A 13,789-nucleotide genomic window follows, 5' to 3' on the forward strand; every position below is an offset into this window, starting at 1 on the left:
CCAGCTAAACCACGTCCTGCGGCGATTACCGCAGGCGGGGTCGGCCGTGGCTGGATCCTGGCCGGCGCCATTGTCCTGGTGCTGGCGCTTGTTGCCGCGCTGCTGTATTCCGGGGCTGCCGCGGCCCGGCAGCTGTCGGATCCCGGTGCGCTGACCCGCTGGGCGCTCCCACTGGCCAAGGCCGTCAACAACACGGCCTTGGCAGCGGTCATCGCTTCGCTGCTGTTCGCCGTCGGGATCCTGCCCAAGCAGCTGCGACCCAACCGCAGGCCCGGCCGCGGCGACGAGGGGCCAGAGCACCCGGCCTTCACCGCCGCGCTGCGGCTGGCCGCGATTGCGGCGGTTGTCTGGACGCTGGCCGCGATGACCGTGCTGGTCTTCAGCTTCTCTGACATCGCCGGTCTGCCGCTCAGCGGAGATGCCAGCTACACCGCCGGATTCGTGGGCTTCATGACGGATATCGGCACCGGCCAGGCCTGGCTGTCCATCACCATCGTGGCAGCCATCGTGGCCACGCTCATATTGGGCATCCGCTCTCTTCCGGGGCTGGCCATGACGCTCGCGCTGGCCACGATTGGCGGACTGCTGCCGATGGCCCTGATCGGGCACTCAGCCGGCGGCGACGACCACTACGGGGCGGTCAACTCAATCGGCCTGCACCTGCTGGGCGCCTGCCTCTGGGTGGGCGGCATCATTGTGCTGGCGTTCATTTCCGGAACGCTGGGCACCAAGGACATCACCGGCCAGGTGCTGCGCCGCTACTCTTCGCTGGCCCTGATCAGCTTCTTCCTGGTCTTCTTCTCCGGCATTATCAACGCCTCGATCCGGATCACCTCGCTGGACCAGCTCTCCAGCCCCTACGGCGTGCTGGTGGTGATCAAGGCCCTTGCCACGCTGCTGCTGGGGGCAATCGGCTTGATGCACCGGCAGTGGATCATCCCCGAGCTGGGCACCCTGTCCGGCAAGCGGGTGCTGTGGCAGCTGATCACGGTGGAGTTGCTGATCATGGCGGCGGTGTTCGGTATTGCCACGGCCCTGGGCCGCACCGCGCCGCCCACGCCGGAAGAACTGCCGGTGGATGCGTCCCCGGCACGCATCCTGACCGGTTACGACCTGCCGCCCGAACTTGTCGGCGGAAGTTGGCTGACGGTCTGGCGCTGGGACTGGCTGTGGGTCACCTTCGCCTTGGTCGCCGGCATCGCCTACCTGGTGGCCGCCGTCAGGCTGCACCGCCGCGGCGACCGCTGGCCGGTGGCCAGGACGGTCAGCTGGATTGTCGGCTTGCTGGCGCTGACCTACGTCACCTCCGGGGCCCCGGCCGTCTACGGGATGGTGCTCTTCAGCGCGCACATGCTGGACCACATGGCCCTGACCATGGTGGTGCCGCTGTTCCTTGTCCTGGGGTCGCCGATCACGCTGGCGCTGAAGGCGCTGCCGCCGCGCGGGGATGGGAGCAAGGGCCTGCGCGAATGGATCCTCTGGCTGGTGCATTCGAAGTACTCGCAGGTCATCACGCACCCGCTCTTCGCCGCGGCGAACTTTGCCGGCTCGATCATCATCTTCTACTACTCGCCGCTCTTCCGGTTTGCCCTGGATGAACACACCGGGCACGAGCTGATGAACCTGCACTTCCTGCTGACCGGCTACATCTTCATCCTCACGATGATCGGCCAGGACCCGCTGCCGCGGCGGGCCCCGTATCCCATGCGGTTGCTGATCCTGTTCGCCACGATGGCCTTCCACGCCTTCTTCGGGGTGGCCCTGACCAGCTCCACCACCCTGATCCAGGCTTCCTGGTTCGGCAGCATGGGCCGAGAGTGGGGCCTCTCGGCCATGGACGACCAGCAAGTCGGCGGAGCCATCATGTGGGGCGTCGGCGAAATCCCCACCCTCTGCGTCGCCGTCGGAGTGGCGATCATGTGGTCCCGCGCGGATGCCCGGGAAACAAAGCGTAAAGATCGTTCAGCCGAGAGGAATAACGACGCCGAGCTGGCAGCTTATAACGATATGTTTGCCAGGATGGCCCGGCAGGACGAACGTATGGTCCCGCCCGGGGCCGTCCGGCCGGCCGCTGGCCACCGGACCCCCGGCAGCCAGCAAGACGTACCGAAAACCACCAACGGGCGGGAGCCCGCTCCGGACCCGGATAATGCGGGCCGGACCCAAGGAGAATCCAGATGACAGAGGCAGCCGAGACCATCCGCACTAGCTACCGGGTCCGTGGCTCCGACCTTGTGGGCCGCAACTGGCTCAACACCGGCGGCAAGCAGCTGGGACTGGAAGACCTGCGCGGCAAGATTGTGCTGCTGGATTTCTGGACGTTCTGCTGCATCAACTGCCTCCATGTGCTGGACGAGCTGCGGCCGCTGGAGGCGAAGTACAAGGACGTGCTGGTCACGGTCGGCGTGCATTCGCCCAAGTTCGAGCACGAGGCCGACCCGGTGGCACTGGCCGCGGCCGTGGAGCGCTACGAGATCCAGCACCCGGTACTGGACGACCCGGAGCTGGACACCTGGCAGGCGTACGCCGCCCGGGCATGGCCGACGCTGGTGGTGATTGACCCGGAGGGCTACATCGTGGCCCACCTGTCCGGCGAAGGCCACGCCGGCGGCCTGGAGTCGCTGATGGAGGAACTGGTGGCCGAGCACGAAGCCAAGGGCACCCTGCACCGCGGCGACGGACCCTACGTCCCCGCGGAAACCACCGCCGGCGACCTGCGCTTCCCGGGGAAGGTCATCCCACTGCCGGACGGCGTGGGATCCCAGGGCGGATCCTTCCTGGTCACCGACACCGGGCACCACCGGCTGGTGGAACTGGCCGCGGACCTGTCCACGGTGCTCGCGACCTACGGGTCCGGCGACAAAGGCTGGCAGGACGGGCCTTCCGGCGAAGCCAAGTTCAACGAACCCCAGGGCCTGGCCCTGCTGCCGGAAGAGATCCGCGCCCAGGCGGGCTACGACGTCGTGATCGCAGACTCGGTGAACCATCGGCTGCGCGGACTCTCGCTGGCCACCGGCCAGGTCACCACGGTGGCAGGCAACGGCGTGCAGCGGCTGCTGGATGCGGACACCCAGCGGACCGCTCCGGGCATGGCGCAGGCGGGCCCCGGCTCCGTCGCGGACGAAGCCCCTTCCGGCGAGGCGCTGGAAGAGGAACTCGCCGAAGCCATCGCTTCCAACTGGACGCAGCTGGCAGCCGACCCGCTGGCTGTCTCGCTCAGTTCGCCCTGGGATGTCTACTGGTCGGTGCAACTGAACGCCGTCGTCGTCGCGATGGCCGGCGTGCACCAGATCTTCACCTTTGATCCGGTCTCCGGCAAGGTGGCCATCCTGGCCGGTACCGGGCTGGAGGGCCTGCAGGACGGCGATGCCACCGTGGCCTGGTTCGCCCAGTCGTCCGGCCTGGCCGGCGACGCGGCGGGCAACATCTGGGTTGCGGACTCGGAAACGTCGTCGCTGCGCAAGATCTCCTTCGTGGACGTCCACGGTGAAAGCCGGGTCCAGGTGTCCACGGCCATTGGCGCCGGACTCTTCGACTTCGGTTTCCGCGACGGCGCGGCCACCGAGGCGCGGCTGCAGCATCCTCTGGGCGTGGCGGTCCTGCCGGACGGTTCCGTGGCGGTGGCGGACACCTACAACGGGGCGGTGCGCCGCTACGATCCGGTCACCGAGACCGTCTCCACGCTGGCACGCGGCCTCGCCGAGCCCTCCGACGTGCTGCTGGACACCTCGGCCGTGGCCGACGGAGGCGAACCGCTGCTGCTGGTGGTCGAGGCGAACAAGCACCAGCTCATCCGGCTGCCCATCCCCAAGGAAGCGCTGACGGTGGACGAGGGGGCCTCGCAGACACAACGGCCCAAGACCGAAGTGTCGGCCGGCCCGCTGGCGCTGACCGTCCGTTTCGCCGCTCCCAAGGGCCAGAAGCTGGATGACCGCTGGGGCGATCCCACCCAGTTAAAGATCTCCTCCTCGCCGGAGAACCTGCTGGTTCACGGTGGCGGCACTTCCGTCGGCCTGCAGCGCGAACTGGTGCTGTCCGGCGACGTCAGCGAGGGCGTTCTGCACATCACCGCCCGGGCGGCGGCGTGCGACGGCGAGCCCGGCGGCGAGATCCCGGACCACGCCGCCTGCCACCTCTACCAGCAGGACTGGGGCATCCCGGTAGTGATCGGCTCGGGAACCGGAGAACTGACGCTGGACCTGCGCGGGCTGGACTAACCGCACACGCAGACACACAAACGCCGGGGGCGGACAGGGAATCCTGTCCGCCCCCGGCGTTTGATCAGTGGCATTTGATGAGTGGCTGAGCTGCTAGTACTCCACCACCGGGGTCAGCGTCACGTGTCCGTCATTAACGGACAACCGGCCGGTGAAATCGAAGGACTGCTTCAGCTCGCGTTCCACCGAGGCACCGGTGAACAAGTCGATTTCCACCACGTTCAGCTTCGCCACCCCGGTCAGTGGGCTGAGCACCCAGTTGCCCTTGAACGGTTCCACCTTGACCTCGGGATAGTCTTCGATCGACCAGCGGATGGTGTCGTCCTGGACCCGGTCCATGGCTGCGCTGAACGGGCAGCCGGAGGGTTGCAGCACGCGCTGCTCCGCACACGAGTCGAGGAAGGCATTGACCTGGCCGCTCAGATCATCCACCAGCTTGGGCGTGGCCGCGGTCGCCAGCGAGAGCCTGGCGTCCTGGGCATGCTGCGGGCCGGTCAGGACCGATTCGACCACCGGCGCGGCGAAGTAATCGCTGGCGTAGTGGGCCTCGAAGCTGCCGGGGTAGAACACGGCGAAGGAATTCTTGCCCTCCGGCAGGGCCACCCGGGTACCGTTCAGCGAGGCTTCGTTTTCATTGACCACGTCCACGCTGATGGTGGGGAGGGTGCTGGGCACGAAGGACCACTGGTTGAAGAAGAGCCAGGTGGTGCCGGTCTTTTCCAAGGAGAAGGTTGTGGTGTGGGCGACTCCGTCGACCGTGTAGCTGACCGGTTGGTCCACCCTGTTGTCGCCAGTCGGAATCGGATCCTGGATTTCCAGATTGGCCAGCGTGTCCACCGAGGCCTTGAGCGCGGCGCCGTCGAGCAGGGCGGCGTTGGCGTCTGGCACGGTCGCGTGCAGCAAGCCGAGCGCGGTCCCGCCGTCACCGTCTTCCAAAGCGTTGAAATAAGCCTTGACCTGGTGCTGCGGGCTGAACACGAACGCATTGACCAGCACAACGGTCAGCGCGGCAGCGGCCACGGCAAGCATCAAGCACAGCAGCCACGTGGCTACGGTCCTGAGTACTCTCGAATTTCCCACCAACCCTACGTTACCCGCTCGCGGCGGCAGCCGAGATCGGCATCCGCCACGTTACAGCGCCAACGACGGCGGTGCCCCTGTTACCAGCGCCGGCGGCGCCGCCGCGTTCCGAACAGGCCGCGCATCAGTTCACGCCCCAGCACGGAGGCGGTTTGCAGGGCCATGTCCTTCAGCGCATCGTTGTCAGCACCCCGTCCGGTCTGTTGCGGCGGCGCGTTGTCGGGCACCGGGGCGGGCCGGGGACTGTCCGCCGGCGGGGCAGGCGTGGCGGGCCGGGTGGACGGACGGCCGAGGATGGTTTCCTCGATGCGGCGGGCCTCGGCGTCGATGTCAGCCGCGGACGGCGGCGCGGCGGACTGCGGAGCCGAGCCCTGCGCCGTCGTGCTTTCGGGGGATGTGCCGTTCCCGGAGTTCCCGGAACCGCCGGACCCGGGGGATGCGGAGTTTCCGGTGAGCTTTTCGAACGCCGAGCGGCTGTCCACCACCGGCCCGTAGACGGGCATCAGCGAAGACCCGTCCACAATGGCCTGCACGGTCGCTGCCGGGGAGGGCCCCATGGTGGAGCCGGGGGAGCAGAGCCGGGTCCAGGCCACCGGCGTCGGAACTCCTTGCTCATTCATCACGGTCACCACCGCTTCGCCGATCCCGGCGCTGGTCAGCACCTCTTCCAGGTCGTAGTCGCTCACCGGGAAGGTGGAGACGGTGGACTTCAGCGCCTTGGCGTCCTCGGGAGTGAAGGCGCGGAGCGCGTGCTGGACGCGGTTGGCCAGCTGGCCCAGCACGTCCGCCGGAACATCCCGCGGTGTCTGGGTGACAAAGAAGATGCCTACGCCTTTGGACCGGATCAGCCGCACCGTGCTGGCGATGGACTGCAGGAACGCCTTGGAGGCGTCACGGAACAGCAGGTGCGCCTCGTCCAGGAAGAACACCAGCTTGGGTTGTGCCGCATCGCCCACCTCCGGCAGCTCCGCAAACAGGTCGGCGATCAGCCACATCATGAAGGTGGAGAACAGCAGCGGCCGCTGCTGCAACGAGGACAGCTCCAGGCAGGAGATGATGCCGCGGCCGTCCCCGGCGGTACGCAAGAGCTCGGCGGTGTCGAATTCGGTCTCGCCAAAGAACGCGTCCATGCCCTGGGCCTCCAAGGAGACCAACTCGCGCAGGATCACTCCGGCCGTGGCCTTGGACAGCCCGCCCAGGTTCTCAAGCGCCGCTTTGCCCTCGTCGGAGACCAGGAACTGGATGACGGCGCGCAGGTCCGCCAGATTGTAAAGCTCCAGGTCGTTCTTGTCCGCGTAGTAGAAGACCAGTTGCAGACTGGATTCCTGCGTCTCGTTCAGTTCCATCACCCGGGACAGCAGCAGCGGGCCGAAATCGGAGATCCGGGCGCGGACGGGCACACCGGTGCCGTCACCACCCAGCGACAGGTACTCCACCGGGTAGGCCGCCGGTTTCCAGTCCTGCCCGACTGCGGCCGTGCGCTCGGCGAGCTTGGTGCTCCCGGCCGACGGGGTGGACAAACCCGTCAGGTCGCCCTTGATGTCCGCCAGGAACACGGGGACACCGTGGGCGGAGAGCTGTTCGGCGATGACCTGCAGCGTGATCGTCTTGCCCGTGCCGGTGGCGCCGGAAATCAAGCCATGCCGGTTCATCATGGCCAGCGGCAACCGTACCGCTGCGTCCGGATGCACTGCGCCGTCCACCAGAGCGGCGCCCAGATGGATGGCCGGCCCGTCAAAGCCATAACCCTGCCGGATGGCTGCCACATGTTCTGCCGGAGTCCGCACCATGGCAGAAGCGTAGACCACGCACGTTGCCAGCTAAAGGCTCCGCGGCGCCGGTTCTGCCATAATCAGCGGATGGAACTGACACCCGAGGACCTCAGACATCTGCGCCGCTGCGTGGACTTGGCCCGTGAAGCATTGGACGACGGCGATGAGCCGTTCGGCTCGGTACTGGTCGACGCCGGCGGCAACGTGCTGTTCGAGGACCGCAACCGGGTCAAAGGCGGCGACCAGACCCGGCATCCGGAATTCGAGATTGCCCGCTGGGCGGCCAGCAACCTGCCGCCCGAGCAACGGCTTCGGGCAACCGTCTACACCTCCGGCGAGCACTGCCCGATGTGTTCGGCTGCGCACGCCTGGGTAGGGCTGGGACGGATCGTCTACGCCGCGTCGTCGGACCAGTTGGGCGGTTGGCTGGCGGAATGGGGCGTCGGACCGGCGCCGGTCGCCGCGTTGCCGATCCAGCAGGTAGCGCCGGGCATCGAGGTCGGCGGGCCGTCCGCGGAGCTGGCGGACGAGGTCCGCGGGCTGCACCAGCGGTTCCACCGGCGCTGAACTCCCGGCCGGCCGGGGACGGTGGGGGAGGGCTATTTAACCGCGTACGGCGGCCGCATCAGCCCTTCGTCCACGGACTCAGCCGGATCGGAGCCCAGCTCCACGATCTTATTGTCCGCGTCCACATGCACCACGGAGGGAACGAAGGACCGCGCCTCCGCGTCGCTCATGTCCGCGTAGGTGATCAGGATGACCAGGTCACCTACATGCATCAGGTGCGCCGCGGCCCCGTTGATGCCGATCACGCCTGATCCGCGTTCGCCGGCGATGGCGTAGGTCTCCAGCCGGGCACCGTTGGTGACATCCACAATGGACACCAGTTCGCCGGGAAGGATGTCGGCGGCATCCAGCAGATCAAGGTCCACGGTCACGGACCCCACGTAATGCAGGTCGGCGTGCGTCACCGTAGCCCGGTGGATCTTGGACTTGAACATTTTGCGCATCATCGCGTCCAAGTTTAGTCTCCCGCCGGCCACCGGTGAAACGGATCCGGTTCTGGTTTGCCGGTAGCCCCGCGACTAGGGTGGACCCACCGGAAGGCCACGATGTGACCCATCGAAGCAGGAGGCATTCATGAGTTCGGACATCGGCAGTGATCGGGACGACGACGGCGGCCCCCGGCGGGGAGCCGATGCCCCGGCAGGCTCGGGGAAACCTCAGGAACCCGTGCCGGCGCCCAGGGAGGCTGCGCCTCCGCCCACACAGGCCATGCCGGCCGCCACACAAACGGCACCCGCGCCCACGCAGGCCTCGAGCCCGGACCAACAGCAGACTGCCGCCTTCGAGCGCCGCCCCTCCGCGGACCGCCCCACCGCGGACAGCATGGACCCGGATGCCCGCGCCGGCCGCGCGGGGCAGGACCGGCCAATCGCCGCCGAACGGAACTACAGCGACACCAGTGCCTACCGGCCCGAAGCAGCCCTCGACGCGGAGTCGCTGTATCTGCGGGAACATAACGCCTTCGGAGGGGTGAGACTGGGCTCGGCGTTTTTCGGCTGGCTGACCGCATCGGGCCTGATCGTGCTGATCACCTCCGTGGCGGTCGGCGTGGCCGCGGCCTTCGGGTGGGCCAATGAGGCCCAAGTGCGCGGCTGGTTGGACAACATCGCGGCAAGCAGCGGTCCGGAAGCCCTGACCTCGGCGATCGCCCTGGCGGTCATCTTCTTGCTGGCGTATCTAGGCGGCGGTTACGTGGCCGGGCGGATGGCACGGTTCGACGGCGTCCGGCAGGGTCTGGCGGTCTGGCTGTGGGGCCTCGTGACGTCGGTCCTCGCGGGACTGATTGGGCTGGCCCTCGGCGGTCTCCGTGTGCTGACCGGGCCGTCCGTGCCGGTCATCGAACGACCCCTCCAAGAGCTGACCGTTCCGGGCCTGATTGCACTGGCCGTAGTGCTGCTGGCCAGCCTGGCCGGAGCCCTTCTGGGCGGTGCCGCCGGCATGCGCTACCACCGCGCGGTTGACCGCTCCGGCTTCGAGCCCGACGAGGACATCGAGTAGGACCAGCCGCCGACCGGCAGCGGAAAAAGAAGCACCCCGGCCGATGGGCCGGGGTGCGCGTGGAGCGGGCGACGGGAATCGAACCCGCGTATCGAGCTTGGGAAGCTAGCGCTCTACCATTGAGCTACGCCCGCACAGGGTCCGGCCTGGAAGCCGGACCCGGTCAAACAATGAAACCGAGTTTACCCCAGGTCAGCGACCAGCCGGAATTCAGGCCGGCTGGCCTGCCGTGGAGGCTTCGCGCTCGCGGGCTTCGCTGATTTCTTCGGCCCGGGCCGCGTTGGCCTCTTGGGTCAGGGCTGCACCTGCTTCGGCATCACGAGTCAGGTTTTCCCCGGTTTCCGGATCGAACAGGTGCATCTTGCGGGTATCCAGCCAGAGTTCCGCCGAGCGCCCGCCGCGGATTCGGCTGGCGGCGTCCAAGGTGACCACGATTTGCGGCCGCAACTCGTCGGCATCCATGTCCGCGGCCAGTGAATTGAGCAGTTCGCGCACCTCCGGATCCGGGTCGAAGTTGATGTAGCCGTACTGTTCGTTGCCAAGCCACTCGGTATGGGTCAGTTCGGCCGTAAACGTAGACCCCTTGTCCTTCTTATGCTCTTCCACCAGCGAAGCATCTTCGAAGAACTCCGGCCGCAGGCCCACCAGCACCACGCTCTTGCCCTCGGCGGCCCTGGCTTTGTCCTCGGTCACCGGAATGTTCCCGATCGGCGTCTTCAAAACGCTGCCCTCCAGGGTGGCGGGCAGGAAGTTCATCGACGGAGAGCCGATAAAGCCCGCCACGAACAGATTGACCGGCTGCTCGTACAATTCACGCGGCGAAGCAATCTGCTGCAGTATTCCCTTCTTCAGCACGGCTACGCGGTCGCCCAGCGTCATGGCTTCGGTCTGGTCGTGCGTGACATAGACACTGGTGACGCCGAGCCGGCGTTGCATCTGCGAGATCTCCGAGCGCATCTGCCCGCGCAGCTTGGCGTCCAGGTTGGACAGCGGCTCGTCGAACAAGAACGCATCCGCTTGCCGGACGATCGCCCGCCCCATGGCCACGCGCTGCCGCTGGCCGCCGGAGAGGTTGCCCGGTTTGCGCTCCAGATGATCAGTCAGCTCCAGCGTCTTCGCAGCGTCCGTGACCAGCTTCCGGATCTCGTCTTCGGTGTGCTTTCCCTTGGCCAACCGCAACGGAAACGCGATGTTCTCGAACACCGTCAGGTGCGGATAGAGGGCATAGTTCTGGAACACCATGGCCAGGTTCCGGTCCCGGGGCGCCTTCTCGTTGACGCGCTGGCCGTCGATCAGCAAGTCACCGGAGGTGATGTCCTCCAGCCCCACGATCATGCGCAGCAGCGTCGACTTGCCGCAGCCGGATGGACCCACCAAGATGATGAACTCGCCGTCCTCGATGTCGATGCTGACGTCGTTGACCGCGGGGAAGCCGTCGCCGTACTGCTTGACGAGGTTCTGCAACGTGATCGATGCCATGGGATGTCCTTTCCTGCCGCGGGCCTAGCCCTTGACGGCGCCTTGGGTCAGGCCGGAGACGATTTGGCGCTGGAACAACAGGACCAGCAGCACAATGGGAATGGTGACGATGATGGCCGCCGCAGAGATGGCGCCGACCGGGGATTCGAACTGGGACGCGCCGGTGAAGAAGGCCAGTGCCGCGGGAACCGGCCGCGCGGCCTCAGTGGAGGTCAGCGAGATGCCGTAGACGAAGTCGTTCCAGGCGATGAAGAACGCAATGATCGCCGTGGTGAAGACGCCCGGCGCGGCCAGCGGCACGATGGCCTTGCGGAACGCTTGCCACGTGGTGGCCCCGTCCACCTGCGCGGCCTGCTCCAGTTCCCACGGGATCTGGCGGAAGAACGCCGCCAGCGTCCAGATGGAGATGGGCAGGGTCAGCGACAGGTAGGGGATGATCAGGCCCGGCCAGGTGTCGTACAGGCCGATGTTGCGCCAGAGGTTGAACAACGGGGTGACAATCGAGATCACCGGGAAGATGGATACCGCCAGCGCGGTGGTGAGGATGACCTTTTTGCCCGGGAAGTCCAGCCGGGCAATCGCATAGGCGCAGAGCGTGGCCAGGACAACGGCGATGAAGGTAGCGATCAGCGCGATGCCGATGGAATTCCGCAAGGAGCTGAGGAACAATTCCTGCGCCGAGCCGACCAGAATCTGTTCATAGTTTGATCCAGTCCACGTGGTGGGCATGAACTTGCCCGAGGTCAGGTCGCTGGGCAGCTTGAACGAGGTCGCCAGAATGGACGCCACCGGAAACAGCGCATAGATCAGCACCAGCACGGAAATGATGGTCCAGGTCACCCGCTCTTTGGTCCGTGATGCTTTCATCACTTCCCTCCTCTCTGGCTGGCGAGGTCCACTTTGAACAGTTTGATGGCGATGAAACAGATCAGCAGCACACAGACGAACAGCAGCACCGAGACCGCGGAGCCGAGGCCGATTTCCAGGCGCCCGATGGATGTCCGGTAGGCCAGCAGTGAGAGCACCTCGGTATTGAACGCACCGTTGGTCATGATGAAGACGTTGTCGAATATTCGGAACGCATCGAGCGCCCGGAACAGCACGGCCACCATGATCGCCGCCTTCATGTTCGGCAGGATGACCCGTTGCATCCGCTGCCACCACGTGGCGCCGTCCACTTCCGCGGCTTCGGTCAGCTCGTCCGGCACCTGCGCCAGGCCGGCCAGCAGCAGCAGCGAAATGAACGGTGTGGTCTTCCAGATCTCGCTGGCCATGATCACGAACAGCGAGGTCCACGTGCCGGCGAACCAGTTCAGGTCCGGACTGATCCCTGGCACCCAGTTGAACCAGGTATTCACGAAGCCGGAATTGATATCGAACATGTAGAACCAGGCAAACGCGGAGACCACGGTGATGATGCCGTACGGGACCAGGATGGCGGTGCGCAGCCAGCCGCGCACCGCCTTGAGCGCCTTGTGCATCACCAGCGCCAGCGCGAAGCCGAGGATGAGTTCCACGACGACGGTCACCACCGTGATCAGCAGCGTCACCCCGAGGTCCCGCCACCAGACCACGTCCGTGAGGACCACGCCGTAGTTGGCCAACCCGACGAACGCGCGCTCGTCCGGAGCGGTGAGCCGGTAGCTGAACAGCGAGTCGTACATCGCCTGCAGGATCGGGTAGGCGGTGACGGCCAGCATGACGACGAAGGCCGGGCCCGCCAGCCACCAGCCGAGCCGGCGCTCGGCTTTCGCACGGTCACTGAACTGTTGGACGGCGCGACGCCGGCCGGCGCGCCCGGTTTCGCCGCTCGGGAGCGTGGGCGTTTCGGTCGTGGTGCTCACAGCAGGTTCTCCCCCCGTAGGACGGAAACGATGAAGTCCGACGTCTCCTGTGGCGTGATGGCGGGATCCACCTGGTCCGGCGGGGCGAAGTTCTGCTGCAGGCTGGTGGAAACCTCGTTATAGAAGACCGTCTGCGGGCGAGGTGCAGACAGTTCCAAGGACTCGCGGATGGTGTCGGCCATCGGGAAGGATTCCTTGATCCGCGGATCCTTGTAGGCTTCGGTGTTCGAGGGCGGGTTGCCGTTGGTAATGAAGTACTCGGCCTGGTTCTCCGGCGAGACGATGCACTCGATCGCGGCGTAGGCCAGATCAGGGTGCTTGCTGGCCGCCCCAACACCCAGGTTGATGCCGCCGAGCGGCGGCGCAGACTGCTCGCCTTCGTTCATCCGCGGGTAGAGCGTCCAGCCGATGTCCTTGAGCAGCGACGGATCCAGTGTGCCGTCCTCCACTGCGGCGTTGGTCGCAGGCCAGACGAACGGCCAGTTGACCATAAACGACCCTTTGTCGCCTTGGAACAGGGTCATCGAATTGTTTTCGTCCTGGGTGGGCAGCCCCGGTCCGCCCAGGCCGTCCTTGCCGATGGTGGAAATGACCTGCGCGGCCTCCGTGCCGGCCTTGCTGGCCAGGCCTAACTGGATCTGGTCGGCCTTGGCCTCCGGATTCTCCAGAATGTGGCCGCCGGCCGATTCGACCAGGGCATTCAGCCAGACCGTCATGGATTCGCCGCGCTGGCCCTGCACACCCAGGTACTTGTCTTCCTTGGCGGCGGCGTCGATCAGCTGTTGCCAGGTGACCGGCTTCGACATGTCCAGGCCGGCGGCCTCGGCCACCGACTTCCGGTACCAGAGCAGTTGCGTGTTGGCCCAGAACGGAACGGCAACGAGCTTGTCCTTCCACGTGGCCCCGGTGAGGGCCCCCTCCACGACGTTCTGCGTGGTGCGCTGCGCAACGGTGTCCGGGACGGGAGCCAGGAATCCCGGCTCCGCCAGTTCTGGGATGAACGGTGGGTCCAGGCTCATGATGTCCAGCGACGAGTCGCCGGCTGCCAGCCGCCGGGCCAACTGCTCCCGCTGTGATGCGGCCTCATTGGGCAGCAGCGAGGTTTCAATCCGGTACTCGCCTCCGGCGGCCTCGGTACACTTCTCGGCGATCGCTGCCTGGCCGCCGGCGTCGGGGTTGATGTACCAGGTCAGGGTGGGAGGCCCCTCTTCGGTGCTGCAGCCCGCCAGCAGGGTGGCTCCGAGCGCCAGCACCACCGCTCCGGCTCGAGCTGTGCCGCGCCGGTAGCGCGGCCGGTTTCCGTCTCTGGGCATCGGCTGGCCTCCCCGTTCTG

At 66.5% G+C, this 13,789-nt stretch carries 11 protein-coding genes and 1 tRNA gene; 4 read left to right on the top strand and 8 right to left on the bottom strand.

All coding sequences use genetic code 11. The features are described 5' to 3' along the window. Positions 1–57: 57 nt before the first annotated feature. On the top strand, positions 58–2,181 hold the full coding sequence (locus E4J89_RS08670; RefSeq protein WP_136785878.1) for a cytochrome c oxidase assembly protein: 2,124 nt from the start codon (positions 58–60) through the stop codon (positions 2,179–2,181). After that, positions 2,178–4,217, top strand: a complete 2,040-nt coding sequence (locus E4J89_RS08675; RefSeq protein WP_136785736.1) for an NHL domain-containing thioredoxin family protein — start codon at positions 2,178–2,180, stop codon at positions 4,215–4,217. The genes E4J89_RS08670 and E4J89_RS08675 overlap by 4 nt, the downstream gene beginning before the upstream one ends. Positions 4,218–4,310: 93 nt before the next feature. On the opposite strand, the gene E4J89_RS08680 is transcribed toward E4J89_RS08675, so the two are convergent. Further along, the gene (locus E4J89_RS08680) at positions 4,311–5,297 is read right to left on the bottom strand and encodes a hypothetical protein (protein ID WP_240691807.1); all 987 of its coding nucleotides are present in this window, start codon (positions 5,295–5,297) and stop codon (positions 4,311–4,313) included. An 80-nt stretch (positions 5,298–5,377) separates the two neighbouring features. Next, positions 5,378–7,087: a helicase HerA-like domain-containing protein gene (locus tag E4J89_RS08685; RefSeq protein ID WP_136785737.1), complete on the bottom strand. Its 1,710-nt coding sequence runs from the start codon at positions 7,085–7,087 to the stop codon at positions 5,378–5,380. A gap of 69 nt (positions 7,088–7,156) precedes the next feature. On the opposite strand from E4J89_RS08685, the gene E4J89_RS08690 reads away from it, so the two are divergent. Then, positions 7,157–7,636: a nucleoside deaminase gene (locus tag E4J89_RS08690; RefSeq protein ID WP_136785738.1), complete on the top strand. Its 480-nt coding sequence runs from the start codon at positions 7,157–7,159 to the stop codon at positions 7,634–7,636. A gap of 32 nt (positions 7,637–7,668) precedes the next feature. Here the strand turns inward: E4J89_RS08690 and panD are convergent, their stop codons facing one another. Beyond that, positions 7,669–8,082, bottom strand: a complete 414-nt coding sequence (gene panD / locus E4J89_RS08695; RefSeq protein WP_136785739.1) for an aspartate 1-decarboxylase — start codon at positions 8,080–8,082, stop codon at positions 7,669–7,671. A gap of 127 nt (positions 8,083–8,209) precedes the next feature. On the opposite strand from panD, the gene E4J89_RS08700 reads away from it, so the two are divergent. Further along, complete coding sequence (locus E4J89_RS08700; RefSeq protein ID WP_136785740.1) at positions 8,210–9,133, top strand: hypothetical protein; 924 nt, start codon at positions 8,210–8,212, stop codon at positions 9,131–9,133. Positions 9,134–9,193: 60 nt separating this feature from the next. Here the strand turns inward: E4J89_RS08700 and E4J89_RS08705 are convergent. The 5 genes from E4J89_RS08705 to E4J89_RS08725 all read right to left on the bottom strand — a co-directional run bounded on the left by E4J89_RS08705 (position 9,194) and on the right by E4J89_RS08725 (position 13,769). Next, positions 9,194–9,267: transfer RNA gene (locus E4J89_RS08705), tRNA-Gly, on the bottom strand. A gap of 76 nt (positions 9,268–9,343) precedes the next feature. Next, positions 9,344–10,612, bottom strand: coding sequence for a sn-glycerol-3-phosphate ABC transporter ATP-binding protein UgpC (gene ugpC / locus E4J89_RS08710; protein WP_136785741.1), 1,269 nt, complete (start codon positions 10,610–10,612; stop codon positions 9,344–9,346). A 24-nt stretch (positions 10,613–10,636) separates the two neighbouring features. Next, positions 10,637–11,479 carry a carbohydrate ABC transporter permease gene (locus E4J89_RS08715; RefSeq protein ID WP_136785742.1) on the bottom strand — a complete coding sequence of 281 codons (843 nt, stop codon included), beginning with the start codon at positions 11,477–11,479 and terminating at the stop codon, positions 10,637–10,639. After that, positions 11,479–12,456, bottom strand: a complete 978-nt coding sequence (locus tag E4J89_RS08720) for a sugar ABC transporter permease (RefSeq protein ID WP_136785743.1) — start codon at positions 12,454–12,456, stop codon at positions 11,479–11,481. Before E4J89_RS08720 ends, E4J89_RS08715 begins: the two co-directional genes overlap by 1 nt. After that, entirely contained in the window at positions 12,453–13,769 is a 1,317-nt protein-coding gene (locus E4J89_RS08725; RefSeq protein ID WP_136785744.1) for an extracellular solute-binding protein, read from the bottom strand. The genes E4J89_RS08720 and E4J89_RS08725 overlap by 4 nt, the downstream gene beginning before the upstream one ends. Positions 13,770–13,789 lie beyond the last annotated feature (20 nt).

The organism is Arthrobacter sp. CAU 1506, from assembly GCF_005047635.1.
Lineage (GTDB): Bacteria > Actinomycetota > Actinomycetes > Actinomycetales > Micrococcaceae > Crystallibacter.

Excerpts from the sequence above, each read along its gene's own strand:
- E4J89_RS08690 (WP_136785738.1), top strand. The coding sequence starts at position 7,157 with ATGGAACTGACACCCGAGGACCTCAGACATCTGCGCCGCTGCGTGGAC.
- E4J89_RS08675 (WP_136785736.1), top strand. The coding sequence starts at position 2,178 with ATGACAGAGGCAGCCGAGACCATCCGCACTAGCTACCGGGTCCGTGGC.
- panD (WP_136785739.1), bottom strand. The coding sequence starts at position 8,082 with ATGATGCGCAAAATGTTCAAGTCCAAGATCCACCGGGCTACGGTGACG.
- E4J89_RS08685 (WP_136785737.1), bottom strand. The coding sequence starts at position 7,087 with ATGGTGCGGACTCCGGCAGAACATGTGGCAGCCATCCGGCAGGGTTAT.
- ugpC (WP_136785741.1), bottom strand. The coding sequence starts at position 10,612 with ATGGCATCGATCACGTTGCAGAACCTCGTCAAGCAGTACGGCGACGGC.
- E4J89_RS08700 (WP_136785740.1), top strand. The coding sequence starts at position 8,210 with ATGAGTTCGGACATCGGCAGTGATCGGGACGACGACGGCGGCCCCCGG.
- E4J89_RS08725 (WP_136785744.1), bottom strand. The coding sequence starts at position 13,769 with ATGCCCAGAGACGGAAACCGGCCGCGCTACCGGCGCGGCACAGCTCGA.
- E4J89_RS08715 (WP_136785742.1), bottom strand. The coding sequence starts at position 11,479 with ATGAAAGCATCACGGACCAAAGAGCGGGTGACCTGGACCATCATTTCC.